The organism is Gymnodinialimonas phycosphaerae (genome assembly GCF_019195455.1).
GTDB lineage: Bacteria > Pseudomonadota > Alphaproteobacteria > Rhodobacterales > Rhodobacteraceae > Gymnodinialimonas > Gymnodinialimonas phycosphaerae.
This window is the reverse complement of the sequence record NZ_JAIMBW010000001.1, coordinates 1,965,606-1,990,360: the sequence shown is the minus strand read 5'-3', so window position 1 is coordinate 1,990,360 and position 24,755 is coordinate 1,965,606. Positions and strand designations below refer to the sequence as shown.

At 59.7% G+C, this 24,755-nt stretch carries 24 protein-coding genes and 1 tRNA gene; 13 read left to right on the top strand and 12 right to left on the bottom strand.

The window, feature by feature from the left end:
* Positions 1 to 91: 91 nt before the first annotated feature.
* From KUL25_RS09825 to KUL25_RS09805, 5 genes are all read right to left on the bottom strand, one after another.
* Positions 92 to 421 (bottom strand): helix-turn-helix domain-containing protein, encoded by a 330-nt coding sequence (locus tag KUL25_RS09825; protein WP_257892782.1) that lies wholly within the window; start codon positions 419 to 421, stop codon positions 92 to 94.
* A 1,201-nt stretch (positions 422 to 1,622) separates the two neighbouring features.
* Complete coding sequence (locus KUL25_RS09820; protein ID WP_257892781.1) at positions 1,623 to 2,195, bottom strand: tyrosine-type recombinase/integrase; 573 nt, start codon at positions 2,193 to 2,195, stop codon at positions 1,623 to 1,625.
* Positions 2,196 to 2,330: 135 nt separating this feature from the next.
* Positions 2,331 to 2,672 carry a DUF6626 family protein gene (locus tag KUL25_RS09815; RefSeq protein ID WP_257892780.1) on the bottom strand — a complete coding sequence of 114 codons (342 nt, stop codon included), beginning with the start codon at positions 2,670 to 2,672 and terminating at the stop codon, positions 2,331 to 2,333.
* A gap of 11 nt (positions 2,673 to 2,683) precedes the next feature.
* A complete protein-coding gene (locus KUL25_RS09810) occupies positions 2,684 to 2,950 on the bottom strand; it encodes a hypothetical protein (RefSeq protein ID WP_257892779.1) in 267 nt (88 codons plus the stop codon).
* An 88-nt stretch (positions 2,951 to 3,038) separates the two neighbouring features.
* Positions 3,039 to 3,878, bottom strand: coding sequence for a hypothetical protein (locus KUL25_RS09805; protein WP_257892778.1), 840 nt, complete (start codon positions 3,876 to 3,878; stop codon positions 3,039 to 3,041).
* A gap of 148 nt (positions 3,879 to 4,026) precedes the next feature.
* On the opposite strand from KUL25_RS09805, the gene KUL25_RS09800 reads away from it, so the two are divergent.
* Both KUL25_RS09800 and KUL25_RS09795 read left to right on the top strand, forming a co-directional pair.
* Entirely contained in the window at positions 4,027 to 4,920 is an 894-nt protein-coding gene (locus KUL25_RS09800) for a hypothetical protein (RefSeq protein WP_257892777.1), read from the top strand.
* A 135-nt stretch (positions 4,921 to 5,055) separates the two neighbouring features.
* Positions 5,056 to 5,478 (top strand): hypothetical protein, encoded by a 423-nt coding sequence (locus KUL25_RS09795; RefSeq protein ID WP_257892776.1) that lies wholly within the window; start codon positions 5,056 to 5,058, stop codon positions 5,476 to 5,478.
* Between the two features lie 40 nt (positions 5,479 to 5,518).
* Here the strand turns inward: KUL25_RS09795 and KUL25_RS09790 are convergent, their stop codons facing one another.
* From KUL25_RS09790 to KUL25_RS09780, 3 genes are all read right to left on the bottom strand, one after another.
* On the bottom strand, positions 5,519 to 6,163 hold the full coding sequence (locus KUL25_RS09790) for a hypothetical protein (RefSeq protein WP_257892775.1): 645 nt from the start codon (positions 6,161 to 6,163) through the stop codon (positions 5,519 to 5,521).
* A 6-nt stretch (positions 6,164 to 6,169) separates the two neighbouring features.
* Positions 6,170 to 7,585 (bottom strand): tyrosine-type recombinase/integrase, encoded by a 1,416-nt coding sequence (locus KUL25_RS09785; RefSeq protein WP_257892774.1) that lies wholly within the window; start codon positions 7,583 to 7,585, stop codon positions 6,170 to 6,172.
* A gap of 174 nt (positions 7,586 to 7,759) precedes the next feature.
* Positions 7,760 to 7,833 (bottom strand) — tRNA-Cys (locus KUL25_RS09780).
* Between the two features lie 157 nt (positions 7,834 to 7,990).
* Between KUL25_RS09780 and KUL25_RS09775 the strand changes: the two genes are divergently transcribed.
* From KUL25_RS09775 to KUL25_RS09760, 4 genes are all read left to right on the top strand, one after another.
* The gene (locus KUL25_RS09775; RefSeq protein ID WP_257892773.1) at positions 7,991 to 8,644 is read left to right on the top strand and encodes a protein-L-isoaspartate O-methyltransferase family protein; all 654 of its coding nucleotides are present in this window, start codon (positions 7,991 to 7,993) and stop codon (positions 8,642 to 8,644) included.
* A gap of 55 nt (positions 8,645 to 8,699) precedes the next feature.
* The gene (locus KUL25_RS09770; RefSeq protein ID WP_257892772.1) at positions 8,700 to 10,091 is read left to right on the top strand and encodes a TolC family outer membrane protein; all 1,392 of its coding nucleotides are present in this window, start codon (positions 8,700 to 8,702) and stop codon (positions 10,089 to 10,091) included.
* Between the two features lie 205 nt (positions 10,092 to 10,296).
* Positions 10,297 to 11,547: a hypothetical protein gene (locus tag KUL25_RS09765; protein WP_257892771.1), complete on the top strand. Its 1,251-nt coding sequence runs from the start codon at positions 10,297 to 10,299 to the stop codon at positions 11,545 to 11,547.
* Positions 11,548 to 11,718: 171 nt separating this feature from the next.
* Positions 11,719 to 12,573 carry a rhomboid family intramembrane serine protease gene (locus tag KUL25_RS09760; RefSeq protein ID WP_257892770.1) on the top strand — a complete coding sequence of 285 codons (855 nt, stop codon included), beginning with the start codon at positions 11,719 to 11,721 and terminating at the stop codon, positions 12,571 to 12,573.
* Positions 12,574 to 12,621: 48 nt separating this feature from the next.
* On the opposite strand, the gene efp is transcribed toward KUL25_RS09760, so the two are convergent.
* Complete coding sequence (efp, locus tag KUL25_RS09755; protein WP_257892769.1) at positions 12,622 to 13,185, bottom strand: elongation factor P; 564 nt, start codon at positions 13,183 to 13,185, stop codon at positions 12,622 to 12,624.
* Between the two features lie 212 nt (positions 13,186 to 13,397).
* Between efp and KUL25_RS09750 the strand changes: the two genes are divergently transcribed.
* A complete protein-coding gene (locus KUL25_RS09750; protein ID WP_068354230.1) occupies positions 13,398 to 13,709 on the top strand; it encodes a DUF6280 family protein in 312 nt (103 codons plus the stop codon).
* Positions 13,710 to 13,837: 128 nt separating this feature from the next.
* Entirely contained in the window at positions 13,838 to 15,229 is a 1,392-nt protein-coding gene (gene gndA / locus KUL25_RS09745; RefSeq protein WP_257892768.1) for an NADP-dependent phosphogluconate dehydrogenase, read from the top strand.
* Here gndA and KUL25_RS09740 read toward each other — a convergent pair.
* From KUL25_RS09740 to KUL25_RS09730, 3 genes are all read right to left on the bottom strand, one after another.
* Positions 15,226 to 16,104, bottom strand: a complete 879-nt coding sequence (locus KUL25_RS09740; protein WP_257892767.1) for a CobW family GTP-binding protein — start codon at positions 16,102 to 16,104, stop codon at positions 15,226 to 15,228. The two genes, gndA and KUL25_RS09740, sit on opposite strands and share 4 nt — an antisense overlap.
* Positions 16,101 to 17,729, bottom strand: a complete 1,629-nt coding sequence (locus KUL25_RS09735) for an amidohydrolase (protein ID WP_257892766.1) — start codon at positions 17,727 to 17,729, stop codon at positions 16,101 to 16,103. The genes KUL25_RS09740 and KUL25_RS09735 overlap by 4 nt, the downstream gene beginning before the upstream one ends.
* Positions 17,730 to 17,791: 62 nt before the next feature.
* Complete coding sequence (locus KUL25_RS09730; protein WP_257892765.1) at positions 17,792 to 18,685, bottom strand: LysR family transcriptional regulator; 894 nt, start codon at positions 18,683 to 18,685, stop codon at positions 17,792 to 17,794.
* Positions 18,686 to 18,785: 100 nt separating this feature from the next.
* Between KUL25_RS09730 and KUL25_RS09725 the strand changes: the two genes are divergently transcribed.
* The 5 genes from KUL25_RS09725 to hemN all read left to right on the top strand — a co-directional run bounded on the left by KUL25_RS09725 (position 18,786) and on the right by hemN (position 24,751).
* Positions 18,786 to 19,781 (top strand): TRAP transporter substrate-binding protein, encoded by a 996-nt coding sequence (locus tag KUL25_RS09725; protein ID WP_257892764.1) that lies wholly within the window; start codon positions 18,786 to 18,788, stop codon positions 19,779 to 19,781.
* Positions 19,782 to 19,843: 62 nt separating this feature from the next.
* The gene (locus tag KUL25_RS09720) at positions 19,844 to 20,368 is read left to right on the top strand and encodes a TRAP transporter small permease (protein ID WP_257892763.1); all 525 of its coding nucleotides are present in this window, start codon (positions 19,844 to 19,846) and stop codon (positions 20,366 to 20,368) included.
* Positions 20,365 to 21,660, top strand: a complete 1,296-nt coding sequence (locus KUL25_RS09715; RefSeq protein ID WP_068354251.1) for a TRAP transporter large permease — start codon at positions 20,365 to 20,367, stop codon at positions 21,658 to 21,660. The genes KUL25_RS09720 and KUL25_RS09715 overlap by 4 nt, the downstream gene beginning before the upstream one ends.
* 11 nt (positions 21,661 to 21,671) lie before the next feature.
* Complete coding sequence (locus KUL25_RS09710; protein ID WP_257892762.1) at positions 21,672 to 23,276, top strand: N-acyl-D-amino-acid deacylase family protein; 1,605 nt, start codon at positions 21,672 to 21,674, stop codon at positions 23,274 to 23,276.
* 125 nt (positions 23,277 to 23,401) lie between these two features.
* On the top strand, positions 23,402 to 24,751 hold the full coding sequence (gene hemN, locus KUL25_RS09705; protein ID WP_257892761.1) for an oxygen-independent coproporphyrinogen III oxidase: 1,350 nt from the start codon (positions 23,402 to 23,404) through the stop codon (positions 24,749 to 24,751).
* Positions 24,752 to 24,755 lie beyond the last annotated feature (4 nt).

Sequence of the window (24,755 nt, the reverse complement as noted above, 5' to 3'; positions counted from 1 at the left end):
TGTTCTCAATGCACTTGATTTGGAGCAACATCGTGCGGAGACGCTTTTGACACATCAGCGTAAAGACCGAATTGACATTGATGCTTTAAGTTCAGCGCCGCGCCACAACCTTAGCCAAGTCCGCGATTAGCGCCAGCTTGTCGTCATCAACCTCCAAGGTCGTCGCGCTTAGCTCGCTGATAAGGCGACTGCGCAGCTTTGACGTGTTGTTGGGTTCGTAGTCGAAAAAGAACTTGAGTTCGACATCGAGCGCGGCGGCAATGTCGCTAAGCGTGTTGAAGTTCGGGGCTGTTTTGCCGCGCTCCAAGTTCGACACTGTTTCAAAGCTCATGTCGATTGCTTCAGCCAGCGCAGCTTGTGTCATGCCACGCATCTTCCGCGCTGCTTTTACACGCGATCCAATTTCCTGCTTCAAATCCATAGTCATACACGGCTTGTAAATCGAAACTTTGGACTTGAGATCGAAGCAGAATGACCGTTAATTCAAAGAAACGTATTTTGAAGCCGTTTTTTGTGCGGTGTAGGAGGAAAAATTGGATCGACGCTTATTTTTGATTGGGGCGCTTGCACTTAGCGCATGTCAAACAACCACAAACCCGCATCTGAGTGCAGGTGCTGAGCAGCGCTTTGTACCAGTCGAAAACGCAGCGGCGCTGATGGCAATCGTTGGCGGACGCACGGTTGAATACACGGAGCAGAGCAACACTGGCGCGGGTATCAGGCAAACGTTCAACAGAAACGGCACGACGGTCTACGGGGATCAACGGCGCGTTTGGACTGTGCATAATGGTCGGTATTGTTCGAGCGCTGATCTGCAATCAGACCCAAGCACGTGGTCGTGCTTCCAGCTTGACGTGAACGAAGCTGGCACAGTCATTCGCTGGATCGACGTCGAGGGCACGCCACGAAACCCAGAACTGGGACCTGACACTTGGTATGGACGAATTCTTTAAAGCAAGTGCCGCTCAGTGATACCTGTTGGTGAATTTGCGTCTCTGCTTCGCAGTTCCACAAGCGCCATACGTTTCTTTTCATCTTTGCTTTGCAAAGCTGCAAAGTCACTTTGGCGCATTTTCTTTGCCAGAGCATGTCATTCGAATATGGAGTATGAGTGCTTGGCTTTACCTAGAGCAAATAGATCAAGCCCTATTTCGGGCTTGATCCAAAGGCTGAGGCGTTACCCGTCGCTCTTTTTAGGCTACGCTCCCCAAACCGAAAAGGAAGAGCAGGTTTTCCTATCATCTCTATTACTGGGACATCATACGCACATGGTGGGCTGGCGTAGCAAAGCTTGTTCCACCACGTTGACGGGTACCGCACAGCGGCTTGTCATCCGTCTCACTCAATTCACACATCTCTGCGCTACAACCATTCCGACAACAGTAAGCACAGTTCTGCAATGGCAGCGTGCTTTAGGCATCCTGCGCGCGATGGCAGGGTAGACTATTGAAGCGCATAACTGACGAATGCGTTTGCTTACCGTCTCACATCAGAACGGGCTTGCGGCACAATGATAACTGGCGTGCTAACCGTAGGGTCAGTTTGTCGTGCAGCCTTAGCTGTCTAATGTATTTAGCAACGAGCGGCGAGCACACTGTGAAACGGCGAAATTTTCACCATTTTTAGATCAGCTCAATCGCATTCCGCATCTTGTTCTCGTTGAGTTCAATATATCGCATCGTTGTGTTCAGGTGCTTGTGCCGTGCAAGCGCTTGGATGACGCGGGCGTTGATGCCCTTGTCCGCAAGTTCGGTCAAAAACTGCCGACGCCCGCTGTGCGAGCTTGCGCCTTTGACGCCTGCCAGTTTGTAAAAGCGGGCATACAGATTGACGATTGTTTGCGCGCTGAACCCACCGCCCTTTGCACTAAAGAAAAGCGATGCATCTTGCTTGGCAATATGGCGTGGGTGCTGCGCGGCATATGCTGCCAGCGCCTTCGCTAAGCGCTTGCTTATAAGCACTGTCGCGCTGTCATCGCCCTTTGTCTGTGTTGCTGCCAAGTAAATCGTGTCGCGCACTTTGCCGCTGTCTTCAAATACGTCACCAACACGCAAGCCAGCAATCTCGCACGCGCGCAGCCCCGCAAAGAAGCTGAGCGCGAAGATAGCGTGGTTGCGGATGGGATAACGATGGGCGTTGATAACCGCGGACACGCGCTTGCGTTCTGCGTCGGTTAAGAGCTTCGCTTGTTTCATGCATCACCTCGAAATGTGTGGTTCCGTTGTAATGCATTGTAAAGCCTAACAATTTAGCGGACGACCGATTTTGGCGCAGTGCCTAAGCCGTTGAAATCGAACAGGCTTCGGCAAAGATGTTATACACTACTGTTTCTATAACATTTTGCGCTGTGGCTCTGCATCCAGCGCAACTTCGGTGATGCGATGCTGCTCAGCCAGAAAAGCTTTGAGCGCAGTGTTCACTTCGTCCAGCCCGCGTATCTCGGCTTCCAGCAGTCCGCCCATGCGCCTGTTGCTCAATCTCAGCGTTGCAATCTTCAACTGGACGCTACGCATACAGTCGATTGCGGCGGTGACGCTGAAATCGCGCCCGCTGTGCTTGCGCTCGCCAAACCAGCTTTTGCTTTTGCCGCACCAGTTCGTGCTGAACTCTTCACCATTCTGCACGAGATCATGCTCAACCAGTCGTTCGTATACTTGTTCCAATAGTGTCATGTGCTGCTCCTTCAAAGCCCGCTGTACTTTGGCTTGCGCGGTTTGCTGGGTTCAGCGACACGCACGGGCTTTACGGGTGGTTTTGGATCAACCTCTGTTTCGCGTCTTTTCGCTTTGCGCCGCTGTGCTGCCGCGTCCGTCTCTTGCACCAATTGCCGCAAATCGTTCACGCAGTCCGCTGTCGCGGTCAGCATCGCTTGTGTTGTGGCAAGTTTCTGTGCGCGTGTCTGGTCTGCAAAACCCCTGCGCAGCGCATTGATCGTTTTTGTCGTGTTCATCCGTTGCTCCCTTTGAATTATTTATCATTTGGGAGCTAAGGCAGCGGATGGCGTGCGAGTTTTGTCTGTTAACAGACACTTTCCGCTGTCACTTGCTGCGCAGTGGAAACTGCCCTTTACCAACGTTCTCGATGTAGTCGTTCGCTGCTGCGAGATACCTGTTGAACGCCTGCGTCTGCCTGCGCCGCACTTCACGTTGTACGTCTCCATAAGGCAAATTATCCCGTTTGAGGCTCTCGACGGTTTCGTGGTCAACTACCCTGTTTACGTAGATGCCAGCCAACTCGGCTTGCTCATATTTCTTTTTGCGATGCCTGTGTTCGTTCCAAGTGTCCCAAACCCGCAGTGTCTGGTGGAGCGTGGATAGACGGACACGGGCGGCGACGGGGTAGAGCGCGCGGCTTTTGTTGCGGGCGGCTGACACCTGGTCTTTGTGTTCATCCAACAGTTTGCGCAGGTTGCTGACAAGCTGCGGCGTTCGAACTTCGAGCGGTATGGCGACGGTGAGCATGTCGGAAGTTTGGGTGTTCAACACCCTATCTTGCACAGCGATCCTACGCGCCGCTGGTTCAGCAAACAAGAACTCTCCTCGTTTCCATTCATTGTCTAGCTTTTCTGTCCACCACTTCCAGAAGTCACCCGTTTCATAAGCGTGCACATCACCAAAGTCGGCGTAAAGCTTCTTGTAGCGTCCTGCGCCGCCGCGTGCGCAACAGTCCTTGTAGCCGTCGTGCCTGCGCAAAAACTCCCACCAAAAATAGTAGACGGAACACTGCCAAGCCTGCGCGTCTGCGAACGGCGGCTGAATGCGAGCGAGTCGTTTTGACACGTACTCGCCAGTCTCCTTGGAGCGCAGCCCTTTGTACGGTGGCGCGTGGATGAATAACTTGCGACCCAATCGGTATCTTTGAAAATCAATATCATCCATAAACAGTATCTTAGCAAAAAAAGTATGCTCTGTCATCAGCCCATTTCGATGTAACCGCACAGGCGTTTTAGGTGGGGTACATTGTATTTGTTGATGGCGAGAACGTCACAACGAACAACTGAAACAAGCAGATCAAAAGGAACTCAAAATGCTTGATACAATCGCAAAAACCACCTTTGCCCTCGCTCAAATTCCTGCCGAAGTGACCTTCGAAAAAGCGCCTAACTATCCCCTGCGCAACAAGATTGAAGACACGAAGCAAGAAGCCAAGTCAGCAGTCGCATACCTGCAAGAACTGCAAGTCGTTTACAGCGAGTACGAGAGCCTACAGCAGAAAGCCAACGTTGCTCTCTACCGTTTTTTGGAAGGCGTTTTCAAAGTGATGGTGCGCATGCAGCATTGGAAAGACGCTGACAAGAAAGAAGCTAAGCGCATGCGCGAAACGTTCGAAGTGATTATGGACGAGCGTCGCGAGCAAGGGCTTGTGGCGTTTACCGCAGCAACGTCGCTCGAAACCAAAATTCTGCGCTTTGTCTGCGGCAAAATCAGCACGGCACGCGAAAAGGCTTGGGTGCGTGTACTGAAAGTGGCTCTTAATAACAAAGACATCCAAAACGGCGACATTTCGTTTTCAGCATGGCTTGCAAGCGAAGGCGGTGTTTACGAGGTGGCACACACAAATGGCAAAGGCAACAAGCCAAGCGAAGAAGTCAAAGAGCAAATCGAAGAAGCGCAAAAGCTGATTGCTGAATGGCACGGCAGTGAAGTTTTGGAGGAAGTGAACGACAAAGTGCTGCGCAGCTTGAAGAATGATGACAAGCGCTTCGAGAATTTTACTGTGACGCTGAACTGCTATGACGGCAACAACGCTAAGCAGGTAATTGAATTGCGCGATGTGGTGTCGATCCAGCGCATCTTGCAGCTTATGGGCAAGCAAATCAGCGAACCTGTTCGCACGCGACAAGATGTGCAAGCTGAGCGTGATGAAGCTCTTGAACAGTTTATCGAAGTTGGTGGCACGTTGGAGCAGCCCCGCGTTTAAGCGCTCAGCCAAATTTCAAAGCACTCAAAGAGCCGCGTTCTGCGGCTCTTTCTATTTTTGTTAAGGCTCTGAATTTCGGTCGTTTTATGTCGTTTAAGACCATAACTTTGTGGAATGAACGCAAGGAGACACGACATGACGCAACTGGCAAAACTGACAGTAAAGACGGTGAAGCGGGCAAATGCGAAAGACCCAACGCAACAGCGCCGCGCAAAGCTGATCGCAGCCATCGAAGAGCAAGCAAAAGTGTTCGCTGCGAAGCTGAAAGGCGACGTGCATCAGGTGCGCGCAAAAGGGTGGGCGACAAACGAGCACGGCGAAAAGGTTGCCATTGAGAAAATGCGACAGGTGCGTGCTTGGTTCTTTGAGCAAGACGGCGGCTGGTATGTGCAATGCAGGTACGGCAGCAAGGTGTTGGACTTGGGCAAGGGCAACGCTGTGTTTGTGAAAGAACTGAAAGACGTGGAAGGCGCGCTGGAAGCGTTTTTGGTTGCAACGCAACAAGGCGAACTGGACGCTGCGATTGAGGCAGCGCTCAGTAAGCGCAAAGCTGCATAATCGACACTGGTGCGGGCGCGTATTTAAGCGCCCGCTCGCATCACTTTAACAAGCTGAGATACGGACCATAGTCTTTGGTCATTCGGCACATTGCGTCGAGTTGTTCAAGCTTTTTGCCCAACTCTTTCAGCATCGCAGCGGTATCGAGCTGCTCTTGGAAGTCAGGGTCTTTTTGAGTAACGAAAACACGCTCATAGCACATTGTAGCACCAACAACGTTTCCCAGTTCTGTGCTAAGCTCGATAGGTATCGCAAAGCTGCATTGAATTTGGTGCGTTTGGGAAAACGCTTTCAGCATGTTTGGACCGTCAAGATCGGCGGGTACTAAACATAGCTGGCAACGCGCAGTCGCCATCTTCCCCGCATCCCAGTTCTCCAGCCCCAACACTTGCGGCGCAGTCGAAAATCGCACACCAAACAAGCGTTGCGTTGTTTCATTCAGATTATTGAACAGGCTGCCGATGACATTTATTCCATCTTGGGTGTGCAGATCGATTTGCACGCTGTTTTCTTCAATCTCAAACACGTCGTCGTCGTCGCGGTCAAAAAGCAGCTGGTATTGTTCAGGGCTAACGAAGCTACCTTTTGCGGCGAGCGCATCAAAAAAAATCACTTCGCGCGCAATGCGAGACGCAATTTGAAAGATTGTGTCTGTTGCTTCGAAATAGTCTTCCTGTGTCTGCATCTCGCTCTACCCGTTCAAAATCAGCATTAGCGTACTAGCGTTTATCTTTTCAGCGCGCTTTGCATCCAGCGCTTTCATCGCAATCTCTTCCGTCACAACATAACCGTCGCGCCCAACGCCAAGTGCCGCCAAAAGCGCCTCGTCTTCAAGCAGCCCGTCCGCGTGCATCGCAAAAGCGGCGTCAACGACGCTTTGTGCGCCCGCTACAGCGCCCTTAGCTTTGTCTGCGCGCATGTTCCGCCCGCTGTGCAGTTCGGCGTTTAGCAGCGGGGTATATTTGCTGTAGTGCTTGTCGATCATCGCTGTGCTGTTGCCCAGTTGCTTGCTGAGCGCGTGCGTTGTGATCCCGCGCTTCAAATCCCGCGTCGCGTAATAGTGCCGCAAACTGTACAATGTGCGCTCTTTGCCGTCTGCGCCCGTTTTCAAATCCATCACGTCCAGCAGTGCATTAAATGCGCGGTTTAGGCTTGCAATGTTGGCAACGTCGCCAAGCCGCGTCGTAAACACAAACTCGTCGCTGCGTGCTGCGATCAACTCGTCAAATGTCCCGTCTTGTAGCTTTGGGTTCAACTTGCGCTGTCTGTCTAAGTAGCCTTCAACAGTGTCCCGCGCCACAGCGCTGCGTTTACGTGTTTTCCCGTCCACGTTCACCACCAAGTAGCGTTCGTCGCCTTTGTCCTGCCACTCAACGTTGCGCCATCGCAGCCCAAGCGCTTCCGTGCCGTGCCGCACGCCAGTGTTCGCCAAAAACAGCACATAATTCCGCAGCACTTCCCGTGTCGCCGCCGCCTTCGTGTTCTTCGTCTTTTTGTGCCAAGTACGCAGCGCAGTGTAGATTTTCTTGTATTCTGCATCCGTAAAGCTGCCCCTGCTTTCGCTTTTGACGCCCTTGTTTAGCAGGGTGGGGCGCATTGATTTTACGAGCCAGCTTTGCAGCTCTGCTTCATCTAGCACCCTGTTCAGCGCAGCATTGTGGTTGTTGATGCCGCTTTGTGAAAATGGCTTTTTGTTCTGCTGCGTGCGCCAAGCGTCAAATTCGACCAAGCCCTTGTAGTCAATCTTGTCTACGTCCGTGTCACCAAAAAACGGTATCAGCCAGAGACGCAGCGCTGAGATGTAGTCCTTGTACGCCTGCTTACCTGTGCCGCTCTCCAAAGCGTCCTGCATCCGCTTGATCGCGTATTCTGCGACGTGCTTGAACTTGCGGGTTTGGGCGGGGAGGTTGTTTTTGATGCGCGCTTGCGTGTCGTAGTACAGCTCAAGCGCACGCTCTCGCGCTTCTTCCAAGTCGTCCGTCTTTGTGCTTTTCACGATGCGCTTGCCGTTATCCAACGTCAGCCGCGCATACCAGTTTTCGCTATTCGCACGCTTATCCAGCTTCAATTTCTTGTGCACATTTATCGTCGTTGTGCCGTAGCTCATTTTGCCATTCTGCTCGTATCTGTCTGTTAAACATACAGTATGTGAAGACGGACGGAATTTATAGCGGAAAACTGGGCGCGGACTGTGTACGATTTGTGTACAGACGTGAAAAACAAATAACCGGCTTAATATGCCGGTTTTTGTATGCCTAACCACTAGATGTTGTGGAAATTTTGGAGGCGAGTACCGGAATCGAACCGGTGTACACGGATTTGCAATCCGCTGCGTAACCACTCCGCCAACTCGCCTCGAAGCGTGATACGAAGTATTGGCAATGCTGCGGGGCGTCAAGCGGTTCCGGCGGAGGTCAGCGTCAGTTTGGCATCAAGCGCAAAAGGGCCGTTGCGTGACGTGAAGTGATATGCGACACCAAAAAATGAGAATCTAGACGGAATGGTTCAGTTTATGGCCGACTTTACCCAACGCCGCGTCACAATGGTCGACACGCAGGTGCGTCCATCCGACGTCACGCATTTCCCTGTCCTTGAAGCGATGCTGAATGTCCCGAGGGAGGTCTACGCCCCTGATGCCGCCCGTGCCACCGCCTATGCGGATGGCCCCATGGATCTGGGGGGCGGGCGCCAGTTGCTTGATCCTCGGGCAACGGCCAAGCTTTTGCAGGCGCTCTCGCCGACGCCCGGTGATCTGGTGCTCGAACTGGGGGCCGCCACCGGCTATACCACCGCGTTGCTGGCCCACATGGCCGAGGCCGTCGTGGCGATCGAGGAAGACGAAGACCTGGCCCGCGACGCCGAAGCCGCGCTGAGCGAGCAGGGCGTGGACAACGCGGCCCTTATCCAAGGCGCCTTGACCGAGGGCAGTGTCAAGCACGGGCCCTTCGACGCGATTGCAATACCAGGCGGCGTCGAGGAAATTCCCGCCGCGATCCTTGATCAACTCAAAGAGGGAGGGCGCATCGCCGCGATCTTCATGGATGGACCTTTTGGTGAGGCCCGAGTAGGTGTAAAGTCCGGTGGACGCGTGTCGTGGCGGATGGCGTTCAATGCGACAGCTCCGGTCTTGCCGGGCTTCGCGCGCGCCGCAAGTTTCGCATTTTGAGGCCCATGCCCAGGCGGCCGATACAAGAAGGACTAACGCAAGTGAGGATATCGGCATGGCTATAGGGTTCCTGAAACGTGCGGTGCTAGCCGCATCTCTGGCTACATCGCTGGCAGGAATGACCGCGCTGCCGGTGCAGGCCGATGGTCTGCGGCAGGTGATGGTCGATGCCTATCGCCACTCCAACCTGTTGGAACAAAACCGCTACCTTCTGCGCATTCAGGACGAAGGTGTGGCCCAGGCCGTGGCGCAATTGCGCCCGGTGATCAGCTTCGTGGCGTCGATGAACCGCGATCTTGTCAATAATAGCTCCACCGCGTCCGCCTCTCTGGTGGCCGAATACCTGCTTTATGACGGCGGCGCGCGGCGCTTCGCCTTGGAGGCGGCGGAAGAAACGGTGCTGGCCACCCGACAGCAACTTGTGTCGTTGGAGCAGCAGGTGCTGTTCGATGCCGTGACTGCCTACATGAACGTCTGGCGCGACATGCAGGTGGTGGATGTGCGCGAACGCAACGTCCGTGTCATCACGCAACAGCTTCGCGCGGCGCGCGACCGTTTCGAGGTCGGCGAAGACACCCGGACCGATGTGGCCCAGGCCGAGGCGCAACTGGCCTCCGCGCGCTCGCAACTGGCGGGCGCACAGGGATCGCTGGACATCAGCCGCGAGTTGTTCAACCTCGCCGTCGGGCGCTACCCCAATGGCTTGACCGGTCCGGGCGGTATCCCCAACGTCCCGAACACGGAAGCCGCCGCCCAGGCGCTGGCCCGGCAAGAGCATCCCGCCATCCGCGCCTTGCAGCACGAGGTCACGGCCGCCGAGTTGGGGATCGAGCAAGCCCGCGCCCGTATCCGGCCGCAGATCGCCCTTGATGGCCGCGTGACCGAGACTTTCCTGAATGAAACCAATCCCTTCCAGGAGGGCGGCTCGGCCTCCATCGGCTTGACCCTGACGCAGCCCATCTATCGCGGCGGACAGCTTCTGTCGCTGGAGCGGCAATCGCGGGCGCAAGCCTCGGCTGTGCGCTTTTCGCTCAACCAGCAGGTGCGACTGAACCTGCAAAACGTTGGCAATGCCTGGGCCTTGATGAACATTGCCACTGCGCAAATTCAGGCAGCCGACCAAGGGATCGCGGCGGCTGAACTGGCCTTCGCGGGCGTGCAGGAAGAGGCGTCACTGGGCGCGCGCACGACCCTTGATGTATTGGACGCGGAACAAAACGTGCTTAATGCGCGGATCAGCCGGATCGAGGCGCAGACCGACCTCTACACCTCAAGCTACCAGTTGTTGGCGGCCTCGGGCCTGCTGACTGTTGAGGCCCTGCGCCTGAATGTGCCGGAATATAATCCCGCCGCCTATGCGGATCTGTTCTCCACCGCACCCTCCGTGATCAACAGCCCGCGCGGGCAGCAACTTGACTCCATGCTGGAGCGTGTCGGCCGCAATTGATCGCCCCCCATGACGCGCCAACCGGAGCGCGTGGCGCAACATATGGGCTTTGAGTTAAATCCTTCGGGGGTCATACACAGGAATTGTTGTGTGAAATGACGCTTTTGGGTATCGTATACGCGAAGTGATCAGCAGAACGGCCCGGAAAAGGGCCGCAACTGGAGTGTGCAGAGGCGATTCTGCGGGACCCTTGAGGAGAGCATGAATGTCCGATCCCGCGAAAACGCCGGAAGAGATCGAAGATGTCTTGGCATCTGTCCGCAGGCTGGTATCCGACCACGCGCCCATCCACGATGGCGCCACTCACCCAAGCGCGTCTGAGCCCTCTCAGGCCGAGGCCCCCGAACAACAGGTCGAGGCGTTGATTCTGTCACCGTCGTTCCGGGTCACAGACCCGGAGGACCCTTGGGTGCCCGTCGCAACCTCGTCGGAGCCGGACAGCGACAGCACCGCTGCGCAAACGCCCGACGCCGAGGATCTGATTGCAGAGATCGTCACCGCCGAAGTCGACGCGCCGGTGCAAGAGCTTGACGCGGTGCCCCCGCAAGAGGTTGAGCCAGAATGGCAGCCGGACGACCGTCTGGCGCATTTCGATGCCGTTGGTGGCTCAACGCAAGAGGGGCCCGCGGCGCAAGAGTGGATCGACGACCACAGCGACGAGCCTGCGGAAGAAGACCTTGCGGATCTGATCCGTCTGGATGGCGCCGACGCGAGCGTTGCGGATTTCGAATCCGAGACGGGCGACGACAACTGGCCCGAAGGCGGCGCGGAAGCAGCGCTTCTGACGCTGGTCGCCCGCCGCGATCCCGCGCCTGAAACCGGCGCGGACGCAACCGTCGAAGACCCGGCCGAAGAAGACGAGGCCGAAGATGTCGCTCCGCAAGAGGCGAGCGGTGAGGATGACGCGGGCGCGCCGGATACCGCGATGGTCGAAGAACTTGTTGAACGTCAGGCAAAAGAAGGGACCGTGGAAGATGCCCCGTCAGGCGCTGATGCAGTGCTGGACGATCCTGCCGAGGCGCCGATCGATGAAGACCTCGGGGCAGAGGACCAAACCGCCGACGCCCCAGATGCCGAAGCCCAAGCCGAAGCCCTTGGGCTTGAGGATCCTGAGAAAGAGGAGCGTGCGCAGTCCACGCCGATCTTCTCTCGGGCGTCACGCTCTGTTGAACAGCCCACTGAGCAGCCCGCCGAAAGCACTGCCGGGCAGACAGCCGAACAGACTGCCGAACCGACTTCCGAACAGACCGTAGAAGATCTCGGCGATACCCCATCGCCGTTTTCCTTCCCGGAAACTGACGACGGCATTCTCGATGAAGATACGCTGCGCGAAATCATCGTGGACGTTGTCCGTGAAGAGCTTCAGGGCGTGCTGGGCCAGCGCATCACGCGCAATGTGCGCAAGATGGTCCGTCGTGAGATCCGATTGGCCCTGGCGGCTGAAGACCTGGAATAAGCGGCACGCACCACGGAACCTGATCCCAGGCTGATCCCGGAAGCACCTGTCTTGACGCCGCCAGAAGGTGCGCAATGCGTAAGGGTTGCGCGCTGTGCGTCGCACCCCATCATTACCCCCCGCGCACGGCTTTCGCTTGACCTTCCCCTACGGAGGCCCAACCTAAGCGCCATGTTTCCGATCCGAGATCACAACCCGTCCGAGAGGACGCCCTTCGTCACCTGGGCCCTCATCGCGATCAATGTTGTGGTCTTCTTGCTCTATTTCCCATCGATGGCCGGGAACGAGGCGCAGTTTCTGGCCTTCTACACCGAATGGGGGCTGGTGCCGCAATCGGTCCTCTCTGGCGGTGGCGCCCATACGGTGCTGACGTCGATGTTCCTGCATGGCGGCTGGATGCATCTGATCGGCAACATGGTGTTCCTGTGGATTTTTGGCGACAATCTGGAAGATTTGATGGGCCACCTTGGGTTCGCGTTTTTCTATCTCGCCAGCGGGGTGGCGGCGGCCGGGGGGCAGATCCTGGCGGACCCATCCTCCACGCTTCCGATGGTCGGCGCGTCCGGCGCAATCGCGGGCGTCATGGGCGGCTACCTGTTGATGTTTCCGCGCGCCCGGCTCGACGTGCTGGTCATTCTGGTGGTCTTTGTCAGGATCTTCACGATCCCCGCCTGGCTGATGTTGGGCCTGTGGTTCGGCCTGCAATTGGTCAGCGGCCTGTCGATGGATCTGGTTGGGGGCGGCGTGGCCTATTGGGCCCATGCGGGGGGCTTTCTTGCGGGCGTGGTGCTGGCCTGGCCGTTGTGGATGCGGCGCGGGGCCCGAGGCTATTGGGCGGCGTTCGGCGGCAAGCAGCCCCACCCAGAGGTCGAATACAGGGTCTCCAGGCGCCACCGCTCGCCCATCCCGGCAGTCCGCCGGGTCCGCAGCCCTAAGGGCGTCGAACGCCCCTTGGCCGATCTTGGCCGTGTGCCCCGCGCAGGCACGCGAAGAACACCTTCCGGGCCCTGGTCCGGGCGGCGCTAGGGGGATCCAACTGGGGGAAGCGCGAAAATCGCGCGCCAAGCCCGAGCTTCAGGCGCGTTCGGAGTAATCCATTGTTTCCGTATTGACGACGATGTCTTCGTCCTGGCCCACGAAGGGCGGCACCATAACTTTGACACCATTGTCGAGGATCGCGGGCTTGAACGAGTTCGCCGCCGTCTGTCCCTTAACCACGGGCTCGGTCTCCACGACCTTGCAGACCACCTTCTGGGGCAGGCTGGCGTTGAGCGCTTCTTCCTCGTGGAACTCCACGACGATGGTCATGCCGTCTTGCAGGAACGGGCGCCGCTCCCCCAGCAAATCTGCCGGAAGCTCGATTTGTTCATAGGTTTCCGCATCCATGAACACCAACATTCCGTCGGATTCATACAGGAATTGCTGATCTTTCTGCTCAAGGCGAACGCGCTCGACTTTGTCGGCGGATCTAAACCGTTCGTTAAGCTTTGAGCCGTTACGAAGGTTCTTCATCTCGACCTGAGCAAAGGCGCCGCCCTTGCCGGGTTTCACATGATCAACCTTAACGGCGGCCCATAGTCCGCCATTGTGTTCGAGGACGTTGCCCGGTCTGATCTCGTTTCCGTTAATTTTCGGCATGTGGCAAAACCTTGGCAAAACCTTGAGAAAAAGTTGACGCAACCTATATCTGGGCTCTGGAAGGGTGTCCATACACTGGAAACTGTACACCGAAAGGGCGAGCTATGCGCTCTGCGAATACCACCTTTGTGATATTTGCATCCCTACGCTGCACAGAATCTGGGCATAACGAGCGGCACGCCGAAAATGCAAGAGCAATAAAAGGAAGCGAAATGCGGGATTTCGTTGACGGAACCGCCTTCAACTTTGAACAGGGCACACGGGCGCGGAAACTTTTCGCCGCCGTCGTCTTGGCAGCGTTGGATGATGCGATCGCCGATGACAAGAAATACGGGAATGGTCCAGAGCAAATCGCTCGATGGGCGCGGTCGCGGGACGGACGTGAAGTCCTCTCTTGCGCTGGCATTGACCCGAACGAACGCGTCGTGAACGGCCTGATGGCCTTCGTGGCAAACGGGGTTCGCACCTCTGTGGCCCTCAGCCGCGAAGAAAGTGAACGCCGCAATCAGGCCGAAGCCGCCTGATCACCAAGATAAAAAAGCTGCCAGCTTCGAAGACGCGCCCCTATGAAGGGCGCGTTTTTCGTTTCAGCACCCGCGACTTGCATTTGCGCGCGACCATGCCTTGATGGGGGCGAACAGGGAGAATGGCTATGGCACGGGCAGATATCGGATTGATCGGGCTGGGGACGATGGGCTCGGCGCTTGCGCTCAACATCGCAGAGAAGGGCTTCACGGTCGCCGTGTGGAACCGCACGACCGAGAAGACCCACGCGTTTGTGGAAGAGGCAGGCGACTTGGCGGCCAATGTGATCGCGACAGACACGCTGGAGGATTTGGCCGCTGCCCTCAAAGGCCCCCGCGCGATTATCCTGATGGTGCCCGCAGGACAGCCCGTGGACGATCAGATTGAGGCGCTCGACCCTTATCTTGGGCCCGATGACATGGTGATCGATGCGGGCAACGCGAACTTCCGCGACACGATGCGCCGGATGGAAGTGCTGGAGCGTCCGTTCCTTGGCATCGGCGTTTCAGGCGGGGAAGACGGTGCCCGCCATGGCCCCGCGATCATGGGCGGTGGCGACCCGGATCTTTGGGCGCGGGTCGCGCCGATCCTGACCGCCATCGCCGCCAGTTTCGAGGGCACGCCTTGCGCCAACCTGATGGGCGAAAACGGCGCAGGCCATTTCGTGAAGGCTGTCCACAACGGGATCGAATACGCCGACATGCAGTTGATCGCCGAGGTCTATGGCCTGATGCGCGACGGCTTGGCGATGGAGGCCCCGCAGGTGGGCGAGGTGTTCGAGGGTTGGAACAACGGGCGCCTCAGCTCGTTCCTGATCGAGACGTCAGCCAAGGTTGCCCTAGCCCATGATACGGCCACAGACGGCCCGCTTCTGGACGTGATCGTCGATGCGGCGGGGCAGAAGGGCACCGGGCGCTGGACCGCGATCGAGGCGCAGCACCTTGGCACCCCGATCCCGGTGATCGAGGCCGCCGTCGCCGCCCGAAACATGTCCGCACAACGCGGTTTGCGGGCCGATCTGGCCGCGACCTTCGGGGGCGTGGATAGAATTGATATACCAATTGATATACTTGAGGCAGCGCTGACCTGCGGCAAGATCCTGTGCTACGCGCAGGGCTTCGACATGCTCCGCGCCGCCGCACGGGCGTTTGACTGGTCCCTCAAACCCGAGGTCATCGCCCGCAATTGGCGTGCGGGCTGCATCATCCGGTCTGCCATGCTGGACGACATGGCCGAGGCCTTCGAGGCCGCACCAGACACGACCCTGATGGCCGCGCCCTACTTCTCGGACATCCTGTCCGAAACCATCGGTGCCCTGCGGCAAACGGTGATCGCGGCCACTAGCGCGGGCCTGCCCGTGCCTGCGATGGCGGCGGCATTGGCGTATTTCGACACGATGCGACAGGCACGTGGGACGGCGAACATGATCCAGGGGCAACGGGACTACTTTGGCCTGCATGGGTTCGTGCGCATGGATACGGGCGACAAGGACCAGCACGGGCCCTGGGCCGACGATTAGGCGCGGGCCGCTGCCCACCAGGCGTCGACCTCTGCCAGATCCACGCGCGACGCGAGGCCGATGGCGACAAGTTGGGTCTGGGCGACGGGCCCATGGGGCGTGACAGACACGTGGTGCCCCACGGCGTGGACCTCCCACGCGGTGCCGTCCGGGGCCGCAACAAACCCCTTCAGGCGATACAGGGACGGCGGGCGACCAGCCACGGCGCTTTCAAGGCTGTCGCGGCTCAACGCCCTGTCTCCGCTGTAGGTCCACCCCTGATAGGCCGGGTGAGGCGTAGAGATCTGCGGATGCGCAGCGTCGGGGGACTCGAGTAGAAGAGATGCAAGATCAAGCGTTTCAGAGCCAAGAACCACTGACGCCGATGTCAGGCCCGAGAGCACGTTTCCCAGGGCCGGGGATACCTCGGCCACCTTGCTGACGACGACCATGTCCGCGCAGCTGATCTGGTCGCGGACCTGTGTGCCGATCATCGGGTCCTCGCAGAGTGCCGCGATTTGCGCCCCGTCCACGACCGTCAGAATGCCCGCGTAGGACAGGTCCGGCTCGGCCAGCGCCGCGTTGGCGATACGGGTCGGGTCCGCCACCCCGCTGGCTTCGACGATCAGGTGATCCGGGCGGGGGCGCCGATCGAGCGCGTCGCCCAGTGCCATGAAAAGATCCGCCCCCATGGTGCAGCACACGCACCCGTTGGTCAGCGCGATCGTGTCGCCGTCCGCCGAGGCAATAAGCCCCGCGTCGATGTTGATTGCCCCGAAGTCATTGACAAGGACCATCAGGCGCAGCCCGTGCTCGCCGGCCAGCAAACGGTTGATGAAGGTGGTTTTCCCGGCGCCCAGATAGCCCGCCACGACGGTGAGGGGCAGAGGGGTCACAGCAGATGTACCCGTCCGGCGAAAACCGTGCCAAGGACGGGCACGTCCTTCAGGTCCGCGGGGGCCACGGCCTGTGGGTCCGCGCCCAGAATGGCGAAATCGGCGCGCTTGCCGGTTTCGATCGAGCCGATCTCATCGTCCAACCGCAAGGTATACGCCGCCCCAAGAGTGATCGCGCGCAGGGCCTCGTCGACGGTGATCTGTTGCGCCTCTCCCAGGATCTCGCCCGACATGGTGCGCCGGTTCACGGCACACCATGCGGTGAACAGCGGCCCCATCGGCGTGACCGGCGCGTCGGAGTGAATGGCAGTGGGAACCCCGGCATCAAGCGCCGCGCGCACGCCGTCCATCCGGTCCGCACGGTCGCGGCCCACGGTCAGGGCGACGTGCTGATCGCCGAAATACCACAGATGGTTGGCAAAGAGGTTCACACAAAGGCCCATCTCCGCGCAGCGACGGAACTGGTCGGCGCCCATCAGTTGCCCATGTTGCAGCACGTGGCGCGCGCCCGGCCAAGGGGCGGCGCGCATCGCGGCGTCCAGCGCGTCAATCACCACCTCCGAGGCTTCATCCCCGTTGACATGAATATGCATCTGGACGCCTCGGGCATGCATTTCAACGCACAACTCGCGGATCTGATCGGGGGCGAGGTTCCAGATTCCGTTGGGTTTTCCGCCCACATAGCCGGGCCATTTCACCCGTGCGGTCCAGCCTTGGATGGAGCCGTCGGTCATCAACTTCACTGCCCCAAGGCGCAGCTTGTCGGTGGATTTTTCGCGCAAGCGCAAGGCGCGGTCGGCGATTTCCGATGGGGTGCCGCCCACGGCGCCCAAGGCAGGCACGATACGCAGGGGGTAGTCCGCTTCCCCGGTGATCGCTTGCATCAGGGCCAGGTCCTCGTCCTGCAATTCCGAAAACAGGTCCGTCACCGTCGTGACGCCCGCACGGGTCGCCACCTTGGCGTAGGACCGGATCGAGCTGTCGCGCTGGGACAAGTTGCGGAAATCGATGCCAAGCCGCCGCATGATCGGGAACATCGCGGCCATTTCCTGCAACTCCCCGGTGGGTGCGCCGTCGGGGCCTTTCACCACGCCTTCCACGTTGGTGCCGGCGTCGTAGCCGACGAGGGCAAGCGCGGCGGAGTTCACACACATCAGGTGGAAGTTGGAGAAGATGATCGCGATGGGGCGGTCGGGGCTGACGCGGTCCAGATGGGCGCGGGACAGACGTTCACCCGGCAGGAAAATGGGGTCGAAGCCCCAGCCGACAAGGGGCGCATCGGCGGACAATTTGGCTTCTGCTTGCGCGAAGCGGGCGACGACGGCCTCGGTGCTGGCCAGCCCCTTCCACAGCGTGCCATCAGGGTCGATGCGGTCGTGATATCCGGCGTAGGTATAGTCCCAGATCGCCCCGGCCATCATATGGGCGTGGCCCTCCACAAGGCCGGGCATCAGCACTGTGTCGGCCAGGGTATCGTCGTGGCGCACCGGCCCCCAGGCGTCCGCGCAATCCGGCCCGCCCACTGCCAGAATGCGGCCGTCTTGCACCGCGACATGGGTGGCCTTGGGGCGGTTCGGGTCCATGGTGAGGATTGTTTTTGCTTTGAAAACAGTGATATCCGACATCTGCGCCCCCAAACGATTCCCCCTAGGGGTACCCGAGTTCCCGGCGAAGACAAGGGCATTGTCTACGGGGCAGGCGGCAGCGTGCGCAGGTAGTCGACGAAATGGCGGGCAGGGCCTGCCAGGTGATCCTTGCGCCAGATGGCGGAGGTCACCAGCCGTTCGTCCACGTCCAGCAGGGGCACCGTGATCAACCCCGGCCCCAACGCCGCGCAGACCCGCTCGGTCAGTACAGTCACCCCCATTCCGCAGGACACAAGGCCCAGGATTCCGGCCGTGTTGAAGGCTTCTTGCACGATCCGGGGCGCAAATCCCGCGCGGCGGCAAAGCGGCAGCAGGTAGTCGTAGAAATGCTGCCAATCCTTGGAGCTTCCGTGGACGAAATCCTCGCTCGCCAGCTCGGCGATCTGAATACCCGCGCGTTTGGCGAAAGGATGGCTGTCGGCGACCACGCATTCGAAGGCCTCGGACTGGACAACGCATTGGTCAAAGCCGTCGCGATTGATCGGCCCGGTGACGAAGCCCACGTCCAGCTTGCCCTCCACCATCCGCCCGATCTGCGCCAGCGTTACGCCGTGCTGCGGCTTCAGGGTCACGCGGGGGTGACGTTCCTGAAAGCCTTTCAGCAGGCCGGGGAGCGCCCCCGCGATGGCGAAGTCGGTGTAGCCGATACGCAATTCGCCGACCCGCCCGTCGTGGGCCGTGCGGGTCTGGTCCACCACGCGCTCGGTCAGCGCGAGGACTTCGCGCGCGCCTTCAAGGAACACGCGACCCGCCGTGGTGATCTGGACCGAGCGGTTGGTGCGCACGAAAAGTGCGACGTCCAACTCTGCCTCCAAGGCCTGAATGGCGCGGCTCAGGGCGGGTTGGGCAATGCCCAAACGCTCGGCGGCGCGGCGAAAGTGCAGCTCTTCCGCCGTGGCCACGAAGTATCTGATCTGCCGCAGGTCTGATCGCATGATGCCTTCAAGGTATCAATATTGCCATTAATGATATTATACGCGGTCCCGTTCCTGTGCAAAGCTGAAAGAAAACCAATCACCAACACGGAGAATATCTATGGGACAAATCACTAAAACACTCGCGGCCACCCTTGTGGCCTTGACGATGACGGTCCCCGCGGCCGTGGCCCAGGAAGTCACGATGAACGTGGGCTTCGGCGCGCCCGAGGATTCGCTTTATGGCCGTTTCGGCGCGATTTTCGAGCGGCTTGCCGAGGAATACACAGGCGGCTCCGTCGATGTGCGCCTGCGCTGCTGCAACCAGATCGCCACGGAAGACGAGGGTTTCCGCGCCATGCAACTTGGCACGGTTGATGGCTTCTTCATCACCGCCACCAACGTTTCGCCCCATTGGCCGCTGATGGATGCAACGGCGCTGCCCTACATCTTCCAGAACGAAGAGCACCTTGCCCGCGTCGTTGACGGCGAGGTTGGTGACTTCATTCGTTCGCAACTGCTGGAGGACACGGGCGTTCAGCTTCTGTCCTTTGGCCCCGCGCTTTACCGCGACTTCTACAACTCCGTCCGGCCGATCAACACGATGGCCGATATGGAAGGCCTGCGCGTGCGCACGCCCAACAACGCGGTGATGCTGGCCACGTTCGAAGCCTTCGGCGCAAACCCCGTGCCGCTGGCCTGGTCCGAGACCCCCACCGCGTTGCAGACCGGCACAGTGGACGGGGGCGACAACGGCACGTCCTTCATCCGCGATATGTCCTTCTACGAGTTCATGCCGAACCTCGTCATCATGGAACACTTCGTCTCCATGGCGCCGCTGTTTGCGTCGGGGTCGTTCATGGAGCGTCTGAGCGAGGAACAGCGTGAGCAGATCATGCGCGCCGCTATTGATGCGGGCAACGAGTTCAGCGCACAGGTCGCGACCGAGACCGAGGAAGTGCGCCAGTGGCTGGTGGAAGAGGGCGGCATGACCCGCACCGACCCCGACCGCACCGATTTCGTGGCCGCAGCCCTGGAAGTCCAGAACGCTGTCGCCGAAGAGCGTGGCGAAGAGTTCGTGGCCTTGGTCGAGATGATCCAGGCCGCCGCTGAGTAGTATATCCGGAGGGCGCCAGGCGCGCCCTCCCAACCCTTTCCTTCCACGACAAAGGTAGCCCCATGCCCGTCCTCAGGTGGCTCGAGCGGCATTTCGAAGAGGCGCTGTGCTGCATCGCCCTCGTGATCATCGCTTGTAGCGTGTTCACACAAGTCATGGCCCGCTACGTCTTCGACATCCCGCTCCATTGGACGGAGGAAGTCGCGGCGATCTCGATGGTGTGGGCGGTCTACATGGGCGCATCGCTATGCGTGCGCGAACGCTTTCACATCCGCATACTGGTGGCCGTGCAGTCGCTGCACACGTCGATGGGCAAATTCACCATCATCGCCGCAGACATCTGTTGGGCGGCGTTTTCCATCATCATGATCCGCGTCAGTTGGCAGTATCTGGAAGTGCTTTGGCGCTTTCCGTCCCGCTCCCCCAGCTTGGGCATCAACGAGTTCTACCCTCAGTCCATCCTTGTCATCGGCTACGCGCTGATGCTGGCGCGCCTGTTGCAAACCTACGTGTTGTGGATCCGCGACGGGGCCGAAGGCTTGCCGGGCATGCTGACCGAAGACGGCGACGCGGAGCAGCACGTATGAACGAACTTCTGCTTCTGTCGCTGTGCTTCGTGGTCCTCACGTTGATCGGCGTGCCGCTGTTTGCCTCCGTCGGCCTGACGACGGCGCTGGCGCTGTTCCTGATCGACATTCCCTACACGCTTCTGGCGCAAACCGGCTATTCCAGCCTGACGCCGTTCCCGCTGCTGACCATTCCCCTGTTCGTCCTTGCGGGCAGGTTGATGGAGGTCGGCGGCATGGCGCAGCGGATGATCGGGATCGCCACCAAACTGGTCGGCGCCTACCGAGGGTCCATGGGGTTGGTCACGGTCTTCGCGTGCATGTTGTTCGGCGCCTTGTCGGGCTCTGGCCCGGCGACGACGGCGGCGATTGGCTCGGCCACAGTTCCGGCGATGAAAAAGGATGGCTATGACGTGCCGTTTGCCGCCGCGATTACCGCATCTGCGGGGGCATTGGGCAGCCTGATCCCACCGTCGAACTTGATGATCATCTATGGTCTCGTGTCGGAAACTTCGATCCCGCGGCTGTTCCTTGCGGGTATCATCCCCGGTTTCCTCGTCACGTTCCTGTTGATGGCCACCACCTACCTGATCGCACGCAAACGCGGCTACGGTGGCGGCGGTGACCCCTTCACCTGGGGCCCGTTCCTGAGCGCGGCTTGGGAAGGCAAATGGTCCATCGGCGCGCCGGTCCTGATCCTTGGCGGTATCTACGGCGGCATTTTCACCCCGACGGAGGCCGCAGGCGTGGCCGTTTTCTACGCGCTTTTCGTGGGCCTGTTCATCTACCGCGAGCTTAACCTGCGCAAACTGTTGGAAGCATTGCGTTTCACCGCATTGCTGACCGGCATCCTGATCCTTCTGACGCCGACGCTGGCCTTCGGTCAGCTGACCGCCTTCTACGATGTCCCCTCGGCGGTCCAGGCGGGCATCACGGCGCTGACGACCAGCCCGTTCCTTGTCCTGATGCTGATCGCGGTGTTCTACATCTTCATCGGCACCTTCATGGAAAGCCTGGCGCAGATCGTCCTGTTCACCGCCGTCTTCCTGCCGCTGGTCACCTCTCTTGGCATCGACCCGGTTCTGTTCGGCATCTTCACGGTCATTACCTGTGAAATCGGCTTCCTCACCCCGCCCCTCGGCGCGAACCTGACGATTGCGTCGCGGATTTCGGGCATCTCGCTAGAGCGGATTTCAGTGGCCGTTCTGCCCTTCATCGCGGCCTATATCGTGGGCCTGATCATCTTGATCCTGATCCCTGACCTGACGCTCTTCCTGCCCAATTGGGTCTACGGCCCGACCCTCGTCCGATAGGAGGCACCCCCATGTTTGATCTGGTCCTGAAAGGTGGAACGGTCTTCGACGGCACCGGCGCGCCGGGCCGCATCGCCGATGTGGCAATCCGCGATGGGCGCATCGTGGAGGTGGGCGAGGTGCCGGTGGAGGACGCGGCAGAAGTCATCGATGTCCGGGGCCTGGCCGTTTCACCGGGGTTCATCGACATGCACACCCATTCCGATTTCACGCTGATCGCCGACGGGCGCGCGGAAAGCCAAGTGCATCAGGGCGTGACGACAGAGGTCATCGGCCAATGCGGTATCTCCTGCGCGCCGGTGTGTTCGCACGCGGCGATAAGGCAGGTGGCGCCATGGTTCACCGACAAGGCCAAGCACCGCAAATGGCTGGGGTTCGGCGAATATCTGGATGTGCTGGACGACACGGACCTTGGTGTGAACGTGGTGGCTTTCGTCGGCCACGGCACCATCCACCGCGCGGTTATGGGCGGAGAGTTGCACGCCGGAGAGCCTGACGACGTGGCCAAGATGGCCAAGTTGGTGGATCAATGCATGGAGGAAGGGGCAGGGGGCTTTTCCAGCGGGCTGGAATACTTTCCCGGCATCCTTGCCGCGCCCGATCATCTGGTCCCGATGGTGGAGGTCGCGGCCAAATATGGCCGCCTCTACGCCACCCATGTGCGCAACCGTGACACCGAATATGACCTTGGGTTCACGGAAGCCATGTCCACCGCGCGGCAGGCGGGTGCGCGGCTGCAAATCAGCCATATCCAGCCCAAGTTCGGCGCGCCGGGCCATGCGATGGAACACACGCTGGAGATGATCGACATCGCCCGCACCCATGATGGCGACATCGCGTTCGACGTGATCCCCCACGATTGGAACCACACCCTGATGGCCGCGATCCTGCCCAAATGGGCGCAGGCGGGCACCATCGACGATGTGCTGAAACGGCTGGCGGACCCGGAGGCGCGCGAGAAGATCAAGGCCAACCCCAAGCCCATGTGGCTGATCGTAAAGGCGCGCCAGTGGCGCGATATCGTGCTGCTTAACGCGACCATCAACAAGGACATCGTGGGCGCAAATTTCGAAGAAATCGGGCGGATGCGGGGCGTCGATCCCTATGACGCCGTGCTCGATATTCTGCTAGAAGAAGGCGATGCGCTGATGTCTGTCATGTGGTCGTCCAAGTCGTTCCGCAACGACGATGTGGACCTATGCCTGCAACAGGCCGAATGCGCGGTGATCTCGGACACCGTGGCGATCGCCAACGACGGTGTATTGTCAGACCATGTCGGGTCGCTTTCGGGCTACGGTTGGGCGGCGCGGTTCTTGCAGCACTACGTGCGCGACCGCAATGTGCTGAGCCTTGCCGAAGGGCTTGCCAAGATCACCTCTGTCCCCGCCGCGCGCCTTGGCCTGAAAGAGCGTGGGACCCTGACCCCCGGATATTACGCCGATATCTGCGTGTTCGACCCTGCCAGCATTGCGTCGAACGCGACCGCCCGGCATCCGCGCCGCTATGCGACGGGCATTGCCCACGTGCTGGTGAACGGTGCGCTGTCGATGCGCGATGGGGCGCGCACCACCTCCAACGCGGGCCGCGTTGTGCGCGACTTCAAGGTGATGGGCTAAGCTGCGTTTCTTGATCTGGGTCAAGGCAGATTGACACCTCGTGCGTAGGTTGGGGACAAACGCGCGCAGGGGAAGACCATGGAACATCTGACACGACAAGCTGCCACGAAAGCGGAGGGCCTGTGATGGATCCGGTCCTCAGAAAATACGCCTCCCGTGCGACGCCGCGCTACACCAGCTACCCGACCGCGCCGCAGTTCCAGAAGGGGTTCACCGACGCGCAGTATCGCGCGTGGTTGTCGAAGCTGGACCCTGCGACGCCGGTCTCCCTTTATTTGCACGTCCCGTTTTGCCGCCAGATGTGCTGGTACTGCGGCTGCAACATGAAGCTGGCCTCCAAATATGGCCCTGTGGGCGCTTATGCCCAGACCCTGCGGCAAGAGGTGGCCCTGACCGCCGACGCCTTGTCCGATCGCATGACCGTCTCGCATCTGCATTGGGGCGGGGGCACGCCCACGGCGCTTTCCTCGGACGATCTGGAGGGGGTGATGGACGGCGTCCGCGCCCGCTGGGATTTCGCCCCCGACGCCGAGATTGCCATCGAAAGTGATCCGCGCACCCTGACGGCGGACATGGCCGCGCGCATCGGGGCCATGGGCTTCACCCGCGCCAGTTTCGGCGTGCAAGAGTTCGACCCCGCCGTGCAGAAGGCGATCAACCGGGTGCAGCCGCCCGAAATGGTCCGCGCCTCCGTCGATCAACTGCGCGGGGGGGGCGTGAGTGGGATCAACTTCGACCTGATCTATGGGCTGCCCTTGCAGACCGTGGACAGCCTTGTTGAAACCGTGAAGTTGTGTGCCGAGATGCGCCCTGATCGGGTTGCGCTGTTCGGCTATGCGCACGTCCCGTGGATGGCCAAGAACCAGCGCATGATCCCGGACGACACGCTTCCCAACGCGGCCGAGCGTAGCGCGCAGGCCGAGGCGGCGGCCGACGCATTGCTGGCGGAGGGCTATATCGCCATCGGCCTTGACCACTTCGCATTGCCCCAGGATGACCTCGCGATTGCGGCGCAAAACGGTACGTTGCGCCGGAACTTCCAAGGTTACACGACCGATCAGGCCGAGACGATGATCGGAATGGGTGCCACATCCATCGGACGCACACCCTCTGGCTACGTCCAGAACATCGCTGAGACAGGCGCTTGGGCACGCGCGGTGGAAGCGGGACAGCTTCCGGTTGCAAAGGGCCTGCCGTTTACCGGCGATGATCGTCTGCGCGCCGAAGTGATCGAGCGGTTGATGTGCGACAATCACGTGGATGCGGCTGCCATTGGCGCGCGCCATGGCGCGCCGGAGGGATGGTGGCAGGATGCGACCCACGCCTTGCGTGATATGGAGGCCGACGGCTTGGTGACCCTGTCCGGGGGAAAGGTCGCGATGACGTCGCGGGGCCGTCCGCTGGTTCGCATTGCTGCCGCCGCATTTGATGCGTATCTGCAAGATAGCACCGCCCGCCATTCCGTTGCCGTGTAGCGCC